Annotated in this window: 17 protein-coding genes; 8 read left to right on the top strand and 9 right to left on the bottom strand. The window is 38.0% G+C overall.

Annotated features, from left to right (window positions below; genetic code table 11):
• The first annotated feature begins 202 nt into the window (after positions 1-202).
• Together rplM and rpsI are read left to right on the top strand one after the other, a co-directional pair.
• A complete protein-coding gene (gene rplM, locus ACIFOT_RS21570; protein ID WP_223595827.1) occupies positions 203-640 on the top strand; it encodes a 50S ribosomal protein L13 in 438 nt (145 codons plus the stop codon).
• A 20-nt stretch (positions 641-660) separates the two neighbouring features.
• The gene (rpsI, locus tag ACIFOT_RS21565) at positions 661-1,053 is read left to right on the top strand and encodes a 30S ribosomal protein S9 (protein WP_098533175.1); all 393 of its coding nucleotides are present in this window, start codon (positions 661-663) and stop codon (positions 1,051-1,053) included.
• Between the two features lie 161 nt (positions 1,054-1,214).
• On the opposite strand, the gene ACIFOT_RS21560 is transcribed toward rpsI, so the two are convergent.
• The 3 genes from ACIFOT_RS21560 to ACIFOT_RS21550 all read right to left on the bottom strand — a co-directional run bounded on the left by ACIFOT_RS21560 (position 1,215) and on the right by ACIFOT_RS21550 (position 2,969).
• Positions 1,215-1,379 (bottom strand): hypothetical protein, encoded by a 165-nt coding sequence (locus ACIFOT_RS21560; RefSeq protein ID WP_430067648.1) that lies wholly within the window; start codon positions 1,377-1,379, stop codon positions 1,215-1,217.
• Positions 1,380-1,436: 57 nt separating this feature from the next.
• Entirely contained in the window at positions 1,437-1,805 is a 369-nt protein-coding gene (locus tag ACIFOT_RS21555) for an SET domain-containing protein (RefSeq protein WP_430067645.1), read from the bottom strand.
• A gap of 75 nt (positions 1,806-1,880) precedes the next feature.
• A complete protein-coding gene (locus ACIFOT_RS21550; RefSeq protein ID WP_430067800.1) occupies positions 1,881-2,969 on the bottom strand; it encodes a CotH kinase family protein in 1,089 nt (362 codons plus the stop codon).
• Positions 2,970-3,331: 362 nt separating this feature from the next.
• Between ACIFOT_RS21550 and ACIFOT_RS21545 the strand changes: the two genes are divergently transcribed.
• Positions 3,332-4,039 carry a hypothetical protein gene (locus ACIFOT_RS21545; RefSeq protein WP_430067642.1) on the top strand — a complete coding sequence of 236 codons (708 nt, stop codon included), beginning with the start codon at positions 3,332-3,334 and terminating at the stop codon, positions 4,037-4,039.
• Positions 4,040-4,196: 157 nt separating this feature from the next.
• On the opposite strand, the gene ACIFOT_RS21540 is transcribed toward ACIFOT_RS21545, so the two are convergent.
• The 4 genes from ACIFOT_RS21540 to ACIFOT_RS21525 all read right to left on the bottom strand — a co-directional run bounded on the left by ACIFOT_RS21540 (position 4,197) and on the right by ACIFOT_RS21525 (position 8,326).
• Positions 4,197-5,261: a Ger(x)C family spore germination protein gene (locus ACIFOT_RS21540; RefSeq protein WP_430067639.1), complete on the bottom strand. Its 1,065-nt coding sequence runs from the start codon at positions 5,259-5,261 to the stop codon at positions 4,197-4,199.
• A complete protein-coding gene (locus tag ACIFOT_RS21535; RefSeq protein ID WP_430067636.1) occupies positions 5,258-6,346 on the bottom strand; it encodes a GerAB/ArcD/ProY family transporter in 1,089 nt (362 codons plus the stop codon). Before ACIFOT_RS21535 ends, ACIFOT_RS21540 begins: the two co-directional genes overlap by 4 nt.
• Before the next feature lie 17 nt (positions 6,347-6,363).
• On the bottom strand, positions 6,364-7,854 hold the full coding sequence (locus ACIFOT_RS21530) for a spore germination protein (protein WP_430067633.1): 1,491 nt from the start codon (positions 7,852-7,854) through the stop codon (positions 6,364-6,366).
• Between the two features lie 103 nt (positions 7,855-7,957).
• Complete coding sequence (locus ACIFOT_RS21525) at positions 7,958-8,326, bottom strand: SET domain-containing protein (protein ID WP_430067630.1); 369 nt, start codon at positions 8,324-8,326, stop codon at positions 7,958-7,960.
• A gap of 149 nt (positions 8,327-8,475) precedes the next feature.
• On the opposite strand from ACIFOT_RS21525, the gene ACIFOT_RS21520 reads away from it, so the two are divergent.
• From ACIFOT_RS21520 to ACIFOT_RS21510, 3 genes are all read left to right on the top strand, one after another.
• Positions 8,476-8,919 (top strand): YbaK family protein, encoded by a 444-nt coding sequence (locus ACIFOT_RS21520; protein ID WP_430067627.1) that lies wholly within the window; start codon positions 8,476-8,478, stop codon positions 8,917-8,919.
• A 128-nt stretch (positions 8,920-9,047) separates the two neighbouring features.
• Entirely contained in the window at positions 9,048-9,779 is a 732-nt protein-coding gene (gene cwlD, locus ACIFOT_RS21515; protein ID WP_430067625.1) for an N-acetylmuramoyl-L-alanine amidase CwlD, read from the top strand.
• Positions 9,780-9,921: 142 nt separating this feature from the next.
• A complete protein-coding gene (locus tag ACIFOT_RS21510; protein WP_430067622.1) occupies positions 9,922-10,974 on the top strand; it encodes an Mrp/NBP35 family ATP-binding protein in 1,053 nt (350 codons plus the stop codon).
• Positions 10,975-11,030: 56 nt separating this feature from the next.
• Here the strand turns inward: ACIFOT_RS21510 and gerD are convergent, their stop codons facing one another.
• Positions 11,031-11,648, bottom strand: coding sequence for a spore germination lipoprotein GerD (gerD, locus tag ACIFOT_RS21505; protein ID WP_430067618.1), 618 nt, complete (start codon positions 11,646-11,648; stop codon positions 11,031-11,033).
• Between the two features lie 148 nt (positions 11,649-11,796).
• On the opposite strand from gerD, the gene ACIFOT_RS21500 reads away from it, so the two are divergent.
• Entirely contained in the window at positions 11,797-12,468 is a 672-nt protein-coding gene (locus tag ACIFOT_RS21500; RefSeq protein WP_430067615.1) for a KinB-signaling pathway activation protein, read from the top strand.
• A 15-nt stretch (positions 12,469-12,483) separates the two neighbouring features.
• Here ACIFOT_RS21500 and pdaB read toward each other — a convergent pair whose 3' ends face one another.
• The gene (pdaB, locus tag ACIFOT_RS21495) at positions 12,484-13,236 is read right to left on the bottom strand and encodes a polysaccharide deacetylase family sporulation protein PdaB (RefSeq protein ID WP_430067797.1); all 753 of its coding nucleotides are present in this window, start codon (positions 13,234-13,236) and stop codon (positions 12,484-12,486) included.
• Between the two features lie 139 nt (positions 13,237-13,375).
• Between pdaB and ACIFOT_RS21490 the strand changes: the two genes are divergently transcribed.
• Entirely contained in the window at positions 13,376-13,606 is a 231-nt protein-coding gene (locus ACIFOT_RS21490; RefSeq protein ID WP_430067612.1) for a hypothetical protein, read from the top strand.
• The last annotated feature ends 163 nt before the right edge of the window (positions 13,607-13,769 follow it).

Raw genomic sequence — 13,769 nt, 5'->3', positions numbered from 1 at the left:
TACTATTTATTATATTATATGTGCGTGTTTTTAATCCCACGATAAAGCCCCGGAAAGTCTTCATCGTGATTGAAAATATATGATTTTGAAACTTGAGCGCACGCGTGTCTCGGACGTCCATTCCCGGAACAGAATGGAACACACGAAGACGTGGACAGTGCGAAAATAATAACCTTAACGGATTTAATTAGGAGGGAAACTCATGCGTACAACGTTTATGGCAAATGCCAACAATATCGAGCGTAAATGGTACGTAATTGATGCAGAGGGCAAAACTCTTGGTCGTCTTGCTTCCGAAGTTGCATCAATCTTACGTGGTAAAAACAAACCAACTTTTACACCACATGTTGATACTGGTGATCATGTAATCATTCTTAACGCTTCTAAAGTAGAATTAACAGGTAAGAAATTAACTGACAAGATCTACTACCGTCACAGCTTACACCCAGGTGGTTTAAAGCAAAGAACGGCTCTTGAAATGCGTACGAACTATGCTGAGAAAATGATCGAACTTGCTGTTAAAGGCATGCTTCCAAAGAATTCTCTTGGCCGTCAAATGTTCAAAAAATTACACGTATACGCTGGTGCAGAACATCCACACCAAGCACAAAAACCTGAAGTTTACGAACTTCGCGGTTAATTAAGAGGGAGGGAATTAACTTGGCACAAGTTCAATATATTGGTACTGGTCGTCGTAAGAGCTCTGTCGCACGTGTGCGCTTAGTTCCAGGTACAGGTAAAATTGTTGTTAACGGTCGTGAAATCGAAGATTATATCCCATTTGAAGCTTTACGTGTTGTTGTAAGACAACCATTAGTAGCTACTGAAACAGTAGGCAGCTACGATGTTCTTGTAAACGTAAGCGGCGGTGGATACACTGGTCAAGCTGGCGCAATCCGCCACGGTATTGCTCGCGCATTACTACAAGCTGACCCTGAATTCCGTCCAACATTAAAGCGCGCTGGTCTATTAACTCGTGATGCACGTATGAAAGAGCGTAAAAAATACGGTCTTAAAGGTGCTCGTCGTGCGCCTCAGTTCTCAAAGCGTTAATTATCAACGTTTCAAAGACTCTCAACCATTTTGGTTGGGAGTCTTTTTTTATGCTGAAAAGTACTTTTGACATAAGAAGATATTTTAGAAGATAAAAGAGAAGACCAAATAATTGTTGTATATTCCGGAGGAGCAACATCAGGTAGAGCAGCAGGAGTTAATTACGGTGTTAATACAATGGCTAATACAGTCACTTTTGTTCCTGGATTCCAGGGTGCTCCAGCTATAGCACCTGTAGCGTTCATTCCACTTAACCAAATTACCGCAAATCTTGATGATATTTCCGGATTCCCAACTACCGAGTGAAGCAACAGCAGTAAAATCACGGAGATAGACCGCCTATATTTTTAGGCGGTCTATCCTTCTTTACAAATTCATTAAAATTACTGAAACCATAAAGGAGTGGAATTATCATCCCGTTTGTTATTGTGATTAATGGAGATTTCTTCACCAGCGGAAATATCTTTAATCGCATAAAAGTTAATTGAAAAGTAATCTTTATTATACTCAAATTTCGCATTGGGATTGTATGAGTGATTATATATTGAGCCGTATCCCAGAGCAAGCGCATACTGTTTTTCACCCCAATCGAAGAGGAAATCAACAAGTGCGAGGTTCTTTAAAAAATATCTGTCTGTTCGAGGGAAGACAATAATTGGTGCTTGCTCAATGAGTTCCCCGTTTTTTATCTCACGTACAGCAAACACTCCTCTTACATACTTGTCGGATTTTTTTACACATATAGGGCCCAAAGTAAAACCCCTTTCACATATTTTGATCAGTAAAAACGTTTCATGTTAATTAATTTCGAAGTAACAGTCAACTAGTTATAGGTCTAAATAAACGAGTCGCCTTTTCAAATAGGCTGCTCTGTCACGTATGAATTGAAAAATCACTTCCGCTTCTTCATCAAATTTATCGATATCCTTGTTTTTATATGGATCTTGAAGGATATGAGACCTTAAAGCTTGATGTAATGAAGTAACCTTATTTTCTAAATATTGAACGGTGAACTTGGTTTCCAAAATTTCCTCCAATATTTCTCTGTAAAGTTTACGAAATTCAGGTGTTTGCAGAAGTAGAAAAGAAAGATGGTTGTTTTTTTTTCCGCCAATAGGAACATAATTATATCTCATGTTACTGCCGTTTATTTTTCGTCCCCAGGTAGCATCATAATCCCAAGGAATAATCTCAAAAAGACCTGTTTCACTGTTACGGTAAAGGGCATAGTTACGTGTAAATCCATCATTATTCATGGTACAGACAGCGCCTGCCATCCAACGTGCGTAGTTACTAATATCAATGTACTGGGAGATGGTTTGAGGAAAATTGGAGTGGTGGATTGTATTAATTTGCTTTATCAGTTCAATGAGGTATTCATCATCTGAAATGTTCCCAAACGCTCTTCTGTAGCCAGAAGTAAGTGAACTTTTCGGCTTTCCCTTATTATTTTGGGAAAAATTAGCCCTATCGCTTACGGCATAATAAATCGGACCTAAAGGGAGTCCTCTTTTTCTCAAAAACATTTCATCTACAGATTCCAATCGCAAATAGACCCCTTTTAATGAGCCATTCCTTATTAAATCGACATGTTGACTTTCTGGAGAAAGGACACCAATGTCCTGGAAAAAATCGAGGGAAAGTTTGTTACGGATGAGTGAGGGATCCTTATATTCGGCATTAAGATGAATGACATTGGCACCGGAGAATGCTCTTGGTTGAATGAACTCAATCATATATGATTTTTTACGGAATTTCCGGGTATATGCACCTCGGTAGCAAATATCAACCTCATAGTCGGTATCTCCCACTTGTAAACAGGCTGGAACCGTAGTATCGCTTCGAATATCACTTCTTAGATCTTGTAAATCCGCTTCTTCAATAACTAAAAAATAAGTTTGAATTTGATAGGACATTTGTTCATTCCCTTCTTTATTTTTAAGATTGTCCTGTATGAATTGAGTTCTCCTTTCTTTCACCCAAAAAAACACCTCCTTAATCAACTTAATCCATTTTATTTAAGGCACTTATAAATTGAATAAACTGATAGCCCAATCATGGCTAATTTTATAATTTCATTATGTTTTCAGCTTGCATACTTAACCACATTATCTATACAAAATCAAAGACTCCCTTCCATGGCTGGGAGTCTTTTTTATGGTTCATAAACGTTTTGGATAGCATTTGGGAAGAAAGAATCGTTTTTTGTATCGCTTGGCGATATATATTGCAAATATGCATAAAAACCTTCATATTTAATAGTAAAGGGGGGTCCGATATGCGACGTGATATTCAACCAAATGAACGAGCTTTTTCTACCAAGGAAGCGGCAGAAGAAGTGGGCATTGCAACACCAACTGTTCGAAAATATGGCCAAATCTTAGAGCGGAATGGATATGAGTTTTTGAAAGATGGCGATCGGCGCATCTTTGTTCAATCTGACATTGGGGTGCTTATAGCGTTACGCGATACGGACAAGCCCCTGGACGATACAGCGAAAGACATTGTTAATCAACAAATGGAAAGATTAAAAGGGGCCACTGAAACAGAGATTGCGGTTTCCTCTCCATACGAAAATTTACCACAAGACCCCAATCAATTAAAAGAAATTTTAATGTTTTTAGTCAATGAAGTTGCGGCTACACGGGAAATGAATGCCCAACTAACAAATGATTTGTCTCATCTTAAAACGCATGTATCCCGTCTTCAGCAGGATCATCATGTAATAAGTTCTAATATTGCTAATTCGGCTCAAAAAACCATTGCTAAGATTGAAAAGCTATCTGAACAACAAAATGCCCATTACGAAACGTTACTACAACAAGAAAAGGAAAAAAGTGAATTCTTACAAATAGAAATACAGAATTTGCGAGACGAGCAGAATAAAGAATGGATTTCACAAAATGAATTTAATAAACGTTTAGAAGTAGCGATACAAAAACCTAAAGAAAAATGGGGAGGGCTTTTCTCCATTTTTCGAAAATAAAGTGCCTATTTAAGGCATTTTTTGTTTTGTATCGCTTGGCGATATAACTAGTAATTTTCGACTTTTAGAGGTCCCTATTTTCAAATTCCAACAAATTCCCGGGAAATATCTACAAAATCTGAAGTGAAATTCGACAAAATTTTATTTTTATTATTAATTACTCAATTACCCCAGATTCCGTAATCATTACATTCGCTTTGATATTTACATTTAAATGGGGATAATCTGTTTTCCACTTTTCAAAATTGAATTTTCTTGTTTTGCTTTTTACAAAATGGCCATAACCGACGGGATCGATATTTTTACTCTGAAACCTTTTGGTTAATAAAGTACATTCCTTTTCAATATTTTTTTGCAGTATTTTTTCGATTTCCTTAATTTCCTTATGGGTAACACGTTTGCCTGAATATTCATTTAAAATAGCATTAACCTTAAGCTTTACATTTACAGTTAATGGCTTTCTAGATGAAAGCTGCATTTTGTACTTGGAACGAATGCTTTCCATGGCCGCTCTTTCTTTTTTATGGGTGACCTTTAACGTTCCACGACTATATTTGTCCACCAGCAGCTTAAAGTAAAACATTTTCGAAGCGGGAATCGTATCGACAACATGTCCGTATCTAAAAAAGCTAATACCGCTTATTTCAATCTGGTCCTTGCTAAGTTTTCTTAATTCTGGAAGATATGGTGTCTTTCCTAACTGATTAAAATCAAATAAAAAACGATGAAGGTTTGTTTTCGGTATATCTTTGTTTTTCATATTATGGCGGATGAGGTTCGATAAATAAATCGCATTTCCTCTTTTTCCATACTGACCTTCAAGGATATTATGTGCTTCACCCTTTGTTGTTGCAAGATATAATCCTGCGCCAATACTAGGGTCACGCTGAAACGAATCAATCAAATCTAATATTCCATTTTCTTTCGCAAGATTTTCACCAAAGAGAACAACTTTAAGGCTTCCAGTGACTAGTGGATCTGATGATTGACGTTGTACATCCCTTAAAAAGTCTCTACTTAAATCAGAAGAAGCAGAAAAAGTTTTATTCTCTACCTCTTTATTCGGCAAATATACAGGTACTAAAGCCGTACCTCGTATTTTGCCGCCAACATAATCATAAGCACTCCCAGATTCTAGATTGACATCATCCAAAATCTCTTTTTGTACACATCCTATCAAAATAGTTAAGACCATAAAAATCATAAATCCATTTTTTATCATTTTTTCTTCACCTTCTTCACTATCAACACAAGAAAAAAGAGCAGTGGAATGTAGACAAAGTTAATATAGAATGAAATTTTACCCGTATAGTCGATGAGCGTGTTGATCTGTTCACGAGATTTAAATAAATTAATCGTGATTAAAACAACTAATGATATTAGAAGGACTCCATACTTTTGTTTTATTTTCGTTACTCTTTTTAAAATCCTGCTGGCACACCAAAGGGCAATACAAAAATTGGGGAGAATGATGATATTCCAATTGGCAATACCGATGTATTCAAACCTTTCCACAAAAGGCATCTCAACAATTTTCCACATTGTTAAAGTGGACCAAATACTCTTCTGAAGCTGCCCTTCTGAAAAATAGGCAAAAGTTAACAATGTTAGAGCTGTATAAAGAAAGGTGGTAAAAAGCACACCCAGATGGGCCCACTTCTTTGATTTTTGTGGATCTTTAATATATGGATAAAAAAATAACAATATCTCATAGCCAAGATAGGTAAGGGACATCTGATAGGATGCCATGACTAAATCCTTTATGGAATGGTCCAAGATCGGCTGTAAATTTTTAATATCCGCATAAGGGATAGTGAAGAAAAAAGAGAATATTAAATATGCCGGAAGAACGACGCCAAAGAATGCCACGCCTGTTACTGCCCTGAATCCTCCGAAAATGATATAGATAGCTAACACACAAAAGGCTAAAGAATACCAAAACGTACTCATATCCTGAAACATCCATACTTGGATGACCTCAATATATGTCCTCAGCACTGTAACAGCGATAAGTAAAAAATAAATCACAAATGGAAAGGATAAGAGTTTGCCTATTTTATTACCAAAAACGAAAGAATGAGCGGTAATAATATCCCCCTCTGCTGTTTCAAGAATTTTATACATCATCCATACGATAATATGGATGCTTAACCCGGCTAAGATGACTGATATCCATGCGTCATACCCCGCAGTCATGGCAATAATTCGCTGAAAGCCAAGCACACCGATTCCGAACTGCATCGTGTGAACGAGAAAAAAAACTAAAAAAGGCGATATTTTTGCTTTTTCAGGCACTAATTGTTCCATTGCTCAATATCAGCCTCCTATTCGTCAATATCACTTTTTTTACTTTTTTTACCTGGAGGAGAAAAACGAACAGGATTTTGGGTTCTTAAGGTTTGCGGCCTTCTAGATTGTTTGCTAAAAGGCAGTCTAATAAGAGAATCCTTTAGGTCTGTTAGTCTTGGTGGATAAATTGGTTCTAAAAAAGGCCTATTAAGGGAAGTAAGCCTTAGTAAGTGTGTCATTAGGAGACAAAAACAAAAAACAATTCCAAGCAGCCCCCAGAGCTCAGCGAAAAATAAAAATGGAAACCGTAATAAACGGATGGCATTGCCCATTTTATAAACAGGTGTTGTAAAAGATGCAAGTGCGGCAAGTGCCACGATAATAAGAAGTACGTTACTTGTTAGTCCTGCTTCAACAGAGGCAGTTCCAATCACGATACCGCCCACGATACCGATTGTCTGGCCTACTTTTGTCGGAAGACGGGCACCAGCCTCGCGGAGCAATTCAATGGTCAGCTCCAAAAAAAGTGCTTCCAAAATTGGAGGGAGCGGAATTTCCCGACGGGACGTTACTAACGTATTCATTAAATCTTTTGGAATGAGCTCGTAATGGTAAGATAATGTTGCTACATAGACCGGTGTAATCAAAATAGAAAAGGCAACAGCGAAAAGCCGGATGAGTCGGAAAAAAGAGGACAACATCCAATTTAAAAAATAATCCTCAAAAGAACCAAAAAATTCAACTAGCGTTGTCGGAGTAATCAGTGCATGTGGCGACCCGTCAACAAATATGGCGATTTTACCCTCTGCCAAAATGGCCGTAACCCGGTCTGGACGCTCCGAATCGAGAAGCTGCGGGAAAGGTGAATTTTTATTATCACAAATTAATTGAACAATATAGGAACTATCCGTAATCGCATCAAAGTCAATATTCTTCAGCCGCTCTATAACCGTTTTGACGTTTTCAGGGTCGACAATGCCATCCAGGTATAGAATGGAAACCTTCGTTTTTGAAAGGGATCCAATTGTTAGTTCCTCCGAAATCAGTTCTTTCACTGGAAGCCGTTTGCGAATAAGGTTTACATTTTGATTAATCGATTCGACAAAGGCTTCTTTTGGACCGATTACGCTAAATTCCACCTCTGGGGTTGTTACACTTCTGACAATTTCTTTTTGGACTGCCAGAAAGGCAAAATGTTTTTGATCTGATTCAAGTGTTAAAAGAGCATAGCCATTAAACAACTTTTGCTCAATTACACTTGGGTCATCACTGATTTGCACATCCGTCATTGCAACAAGTTTCTTTAAGTCCTCGATTTTTTCGAATGGTTTTTCAAGCAAATATGGGAGAGCATTATTTTGTAAAATGCTCTCGTCTATGAGCGTGGAAATAAATGAAAATGTAAACCGGTTGTTTGTTGGTTGATTAGTATAAGAAACCTTTTTATAGTCCTTGGAACGCATCAGGTATTGTTCTAGTGATTCTCTATCAACTTGTTGCTCGTGTTTTTTTGAAAACCAACCCATTAGTCGAATCACCTCCGTATTCAGCATTACTTTTATCTTTTCCTTTAGTGGAAAGATTATGAATTCAAAAGAAAATCCCCCATTAAGGGGGAATAATAATATCTTAAAATACCTCAAACCATACGGGAGATTGGTCATCAGGGTCTCCATTATAATTAACCAATATTTCTTCGCCTGCTTTAATATCGGTATAAGCATAAAAATTAATCGTATCCGTTTTCCTTTTAAATTTATATTTAGCATTCGGTGTGTAGGAATGGTTAAATAACGAACCGTACCCTAATGCGACAGCTCGGGTTTTATCATTTTCCCCCCACCAAAATACGTAGTTTGTCAGCACTGTTTTTTTCAAATATTTATACTCTTCATGAGGAACGACAATGATGGGCGAAGCATCTAAAAGCTCACCTTTTTGGATATCCCTGGTCGCAAAAACACCTCTTCCGTACTTCGATTCTTTTACTTCCAGCACAGGTTCTTGGCCTCCGTTTATTTATAGTCCTTATAAAAATATTCATGACGAAAGTAAGTTGTTAATTTTTAAAAATAAAAATTGGAAATATCGTCTTTGCATTTCTTATGAACGAGGGATAAAGAATAGTTCTAAGAGGTGAAAACGAAGTGACTGTTATAACTACCTTTAAAGAAAAACGACGTGAAAAACAAATAAAATACGAGCGTTCCGTCCTGCGGGAGTTATCGATTAATACACTGAAAGAAAGAGTAAGACAGTATTTTGGTTCAACGAATATTGCTTCAAGCATGATCATGAATACGGGAATAGAGGAAGCCTGCTATGATGTTGCCCTTGAAGCTTTTTTATTAGGGGCGAAATTCAGCAAATTTGGCTACCATGGAGAGAGTATGGAAGACGTAAGGATGCGCTGCTTCCGTGAAGAACAACATTTGATTGATACCTTATATAATTTTTTACTATACTGGGGAAATGGCCAAGAAGGCGCCATGAGTGAATCCCTTTATTATTTATGTGAACAATACATCCATGTTTGGTGGAGAGAGGGCTACGAAAAAGGCCAAAGACGACATAAGCTTCGACTTCATTAAAATTGTCCAGCTTCAGCGCCTAAGGGCTCTATGGTCTACAGCCCCTGGCCAAGGCGCTTTCGCTTTTCGTTGTAATATTTTTCCCCCTTGTCCCATATAGTTTATTGAACAGGGACGAGCGGGAAGGAATGATTTGGTTGTCAAAGCGCAGATTGAAAATAATTGGTTTTTCAGTGGGTTTACTGGTATTATTCCTCATCTTACAGCACGATTTTTCGGAAAATAACTCATGGAAATCCTGGAATCTTCCTTTATCGGGGAAAATCATCTTGCTTGACCCAGGCCATGGCGGTCCTGATGGGGGGGCTGGAACTGGGAAAACACTCGAGAAAGATATTGCTTTAGATATTACGTTAAAAGTCCGGGATCTTCTGCAGCAGCAGGGTGCTCTTGTGGTGATGACAAGAGATACCGATACGGATTTAGCCGATGATGATACAAGGGGCTATAGCCGCAGAAAAGTAGAGGACCTGAAGCAAAGATTAAAAATGATTAATGATTCCGATAATGACTTTTTTGTTAGTATCCATTTAAATGCGATTCCTTCCTCAAGATGGAGCGGTGCCCAAACCTTTTATGCTCCGCACCACAAAGAAAATGCAAAAGCGGCTAAATTTATCCAAGAGGAGCTTCGCGAAAATTTAGGGAATACCAACCGTAAGGCGAAACCAATAAACCAAGTGTATATTTTAAAAAATGCAAAAAAGCCAGGGGTGTTGGTTGAGGTAGGCTTTCTTTCAAATCCAGCTGAAAAGGAAAATTTGAAAAAGAAAACGTACCAGGAGAAAATAGCGGAATCCATATACCGTGGGGTCATTCGTTATTTCACGAATGAAAAAGAATTAAAAGAAACAGATTAAGGGGAAGGTGGGAAACACCTTCCATTTATTATGGCTTTTTTGTCTTGATTATTGTTACCCTGTGATTCAATTAACTGATTCTTTGGACATGTATGATATACTGAAAGATGGAAACGAATTCAATTGGTGAGGTGTTTACTCAATGTTAACAGAAGCAAGAATCCGTGAGGCAATTAGCAGCCTCAAAGAGCCATTTTTACATAAAAGCTTAGCTGAATTGAATGCAATCGAGGAAATTAAGATTAAAGAAGAAAAAAATCATGTGAGTGTGAAGGTAGGTATCGCCCGGACGGGAACGAGCGAGCAATTGCAGCTGCAAACACAAATCGTTAATTTATTAAAAGAAGCTGGGGCAGCAACCGTAGGTATTCGCTTTAGCGAATTACCGGAAGAAATTTTAGCGGCACACCGACATGCAGAGCCTGAAAAAGAGAAAAACCTTCTCAATTCGGCAGATACTACGTTCATTGCTATTGCCAGCGGTAAAGGCGGCGTAGGGAAATCTACAGTATCCGTCAACCTTGCTGTTGCTTTAGCGCGCTTAGGTAAAAAGGTAGGCCTTATTGACGCTGATATTTACGGCTTCAGCGTACCAGATATGATGGGAATTACGAAGCGCCCTGTTGTTCGAGGAGAAAAGATTATTCCAGTTGAGCGCTTTGGCGTTCAAGTCATTTCAATGGGCTTTTTTGTGGAAGACAATTCCCCAATCATTTGGCGTGGCCCGATGCTTGGTAAGATGTTAAACAGCTTTTTCAATGAAGTAGAGTGGGGCGAAATTGATTATTTACTTTTAGATCTGCCGCCAGGAACAGGAGATGTCGCTCTTGATGTTCACACTATGCTTCCTGCGTGTAAAGAAATTATTGTGACCACTCCACATCCAACAGCAGCTTTCGTTGCTGCACGCGCTGGGGCGATGGCTCTTCGTACTGAGCATGAGGTCTTAGGGGTCATTGAAAACATGGCTTATTTTGAAAGCAAATTAACCGGTGAAAAAGAGTATGTGTTCGGTCAGGGAGGCGGCGATAAGCTTGCCGAAGAATTAAATACCGAGGTTCTTGGCCGCCTGCCGCTTAACCAGCCAGACTGGAATGATGAAGACTTTGCTCCTTCTATCTATCAAGTAGATCATCAAATCGGAAAAATTTATCTGGAAATTGCTGATAAAGTAGTAAGCCTTCTTAAAAAATAAAGTTAAAGAAGCCCCTTCGGATTAACGAAGAGGCTTCTTTTTTGATATAGGCCTTTTTAAGAGCCGCCCTGACCGCTCTGACCGCCGCTGGATTTTTCAGTTGACCCGCTTTTACTGCTGGCTTTCGTATTGGCTTCTTCAGCGGCCTTTAGAAGCAATTCTTGAATTTTAGCCTTAAACAATGGACTATCTACTGTTTCGGTAATGACTTTTTGAAGGTGCTCGCGATATTCTTTACTTTTTAAAGCATCTGCCATTTCTTTTTGAATTTCGGGCTCTTTAAAAACTTCAATCATCATGCCTCTATACTCTGGATCATTCATTAAGTCCTTTAAAAGTTTTTCATTTTCGGATCTCATGTTTTTGGCAACGCCTTTAGCAAATTTTGGATCACTGAAGGTTTTTTTCCAAAATTCAGTCGCTTTATCGGAAGTAAGTGTTTGCGAAATGGTGTCAGAAACCACTTTTTGATCCATTACTAATTTCTCTTTTATGCCATCTTTGGACATAACTTCTTCAATAGCCTTCTTGCCATCATCGGTTTTTAGAATATCCACGACCATCTTTTTTGTTTCGTCGTAGTCAACTTGCCCTCCGCTGCTTGTATCACTAGAAGAACAGCTTGTCAGCATCACCATAATGGGTAGGAGGAGCAACATCTTTTTCGCTTTCATATTCAAGCTCCTTTCACATAAGAATCCTTAATTTTATAATGAAGAAAACTCGGGAAGATTATTCGTTAGAACTTTAAAATATGGATTTTTCACATGTTGATTGGTACAATCAGTATGGAATTTATTTTGTACGTTGGAGGTCTATAAGGTGACAAGCCGTAATTTGGTAAGATTGTTTATGACCACTTTAGTAGTTGGCGGGCTCACGACTGCTATTGTGGGATTGATTGTCCGCTGGAATGAAATGCAGCCATTTTTTGTTGGATTTAAAATTGGCGATATTTTATCGGCGTTAATCTGGTTTATTGTCATGGGGTTTTTATTTAGTGCTATCAGCCAAATGGGCTTTTTTGCATATTTAACGATTCACCGGTTTGGAATAGGAATATTTAAATCTGTTTCACTCTGGAATGCTGTTCAGATTGTCCTAATATTATTTGCTTTGTTTGATTTGGTTTATTTGCGTTATGGAAATTTTGCTAAATCCGGACAATCGATTCTTCCATTTTTCGTACCGGCTATAATCCTGTTAGTCGTTGGTGCAGTGGCGGCATGGTATAAAATGAAACAGACCAATAAGCAGGCATTTATCCCGGCACTGTTCTTTATGGTTGTGGTAACGATTGTAGAGTGGGTTCCTGTTCTAAGAACAAACTCTAAAAACTGGCTTTTTCTGATGATGTTTGCATTGATGGCTTGTAATGCCTATCAATTATTAATTCTCCACAAATTGAATACACAATCAGAAAAGGAAAGACAGGAAAGACTCAAACGAAAAGCAAATAGCCCTAAAAAATTAACAAAAAAACCGTCCGTATAAAACGGACGGTTCTGTTTAATTGATAATCTTCGACTGAACTTCCCCGTTAGTAATCATCTCAGATACAGAGACAAGCTTTAAGCCTTTTTGACGAATATCCTGAAGAATAAGCGGCAAGGCTTTGGCAGTTTGTTTAGCCGAGTCAGAAGCATGAAGGAGAACAATATCTCCCTTATCGGCTTTTTTTACGTTTGCGACGATTTTTCCGACACCAGGGTTGGTCCAATCCTTTGAATCAACATGCCAATGAACCATGGTGTATCCATATCTTTTAGCGATTTTTAAAGCCCGCTCGTCAAAATGTCCTGTCGGCGCACGTAATAATTTAATATCCTTCACATTTAATTTTGCAAAGACTTCCTGGGCTTTGGCAATATCTTTTCCAATCTTTACGTCCTCTAAATCCCGATAGTCCACATAATCATACCCGAGAATACCAATCTCAAACCCATCTTTGACAATCCTGCTGACAAGATCAGGATGTCTTTCAGCCCATGATCCAGACAAAAAGAAAGTAGCTGATTTCACATTTTCCTTTTTTAATGTATCTAGAATAGGCTCTGCCTTTTCATCACCCCAGCCAATATTAAAGGTTAGGGCAAGGTCTTTTTCTCCGCGATAAACGGCTTTCGGACCCTCCTTTGTTGAAAAGACAGGTATTTGTGCAAGATTCTCCATATAGAGGAACCATGCAGTAAAAAATGCTGCGATTAAAATGAGGGCAACACTCTTTAAGGCCTTTCCGTTTAGCACAACAAAGAAATTCATCATGATCACCTCGTCCAATACCATCCTTGTCTTCAGCCTATGCTTGTTTTTTTGATAATATGATTAAAGAATTTTTATTATAAAATCTCAATAATTGGAAAAGACTACAATAACTAGAAATTTCACTGGAGGTAATTCAATGTTTGGGCTTCTCATCAATGAAAAAGAAGTAAAAGAGATGGAATACCTTATTAAAAGAGAAATGGATGAAATATTATTTGATTTAAGAGATGAACGGATTGATCATATAGTAAAAAGAGCTATGGAAGAACGATACAAGGTACTCTTTACTTTATTTAGAAGAGTAGCATCACCAAACGATTGTTTAAGATATGTGAGAAGAGGTAAGAGGGACAGAAAAAAAGGATAATTTTTTTTGAAATTCCGTTGACAACTTTAAACTATCTTGGTATATTAATAAACGTCGCTGCTGACCTGGTAAAACAATTTATAAAAAAGTTGTTGACTTTACCAAGTGCAGATGATATATTTAAAAAGTCGCTTTTGAGCGATTGATTGTTCTTTGAAAACTA

It is taken from the genome of Neobacillus sp. NRS-1170 (assembly GCF_050468025.1).
Note: the sequence above shows the minus strand (reverse complement) of the source record. Positions and strands in the feature narration are given on the sequence as shown.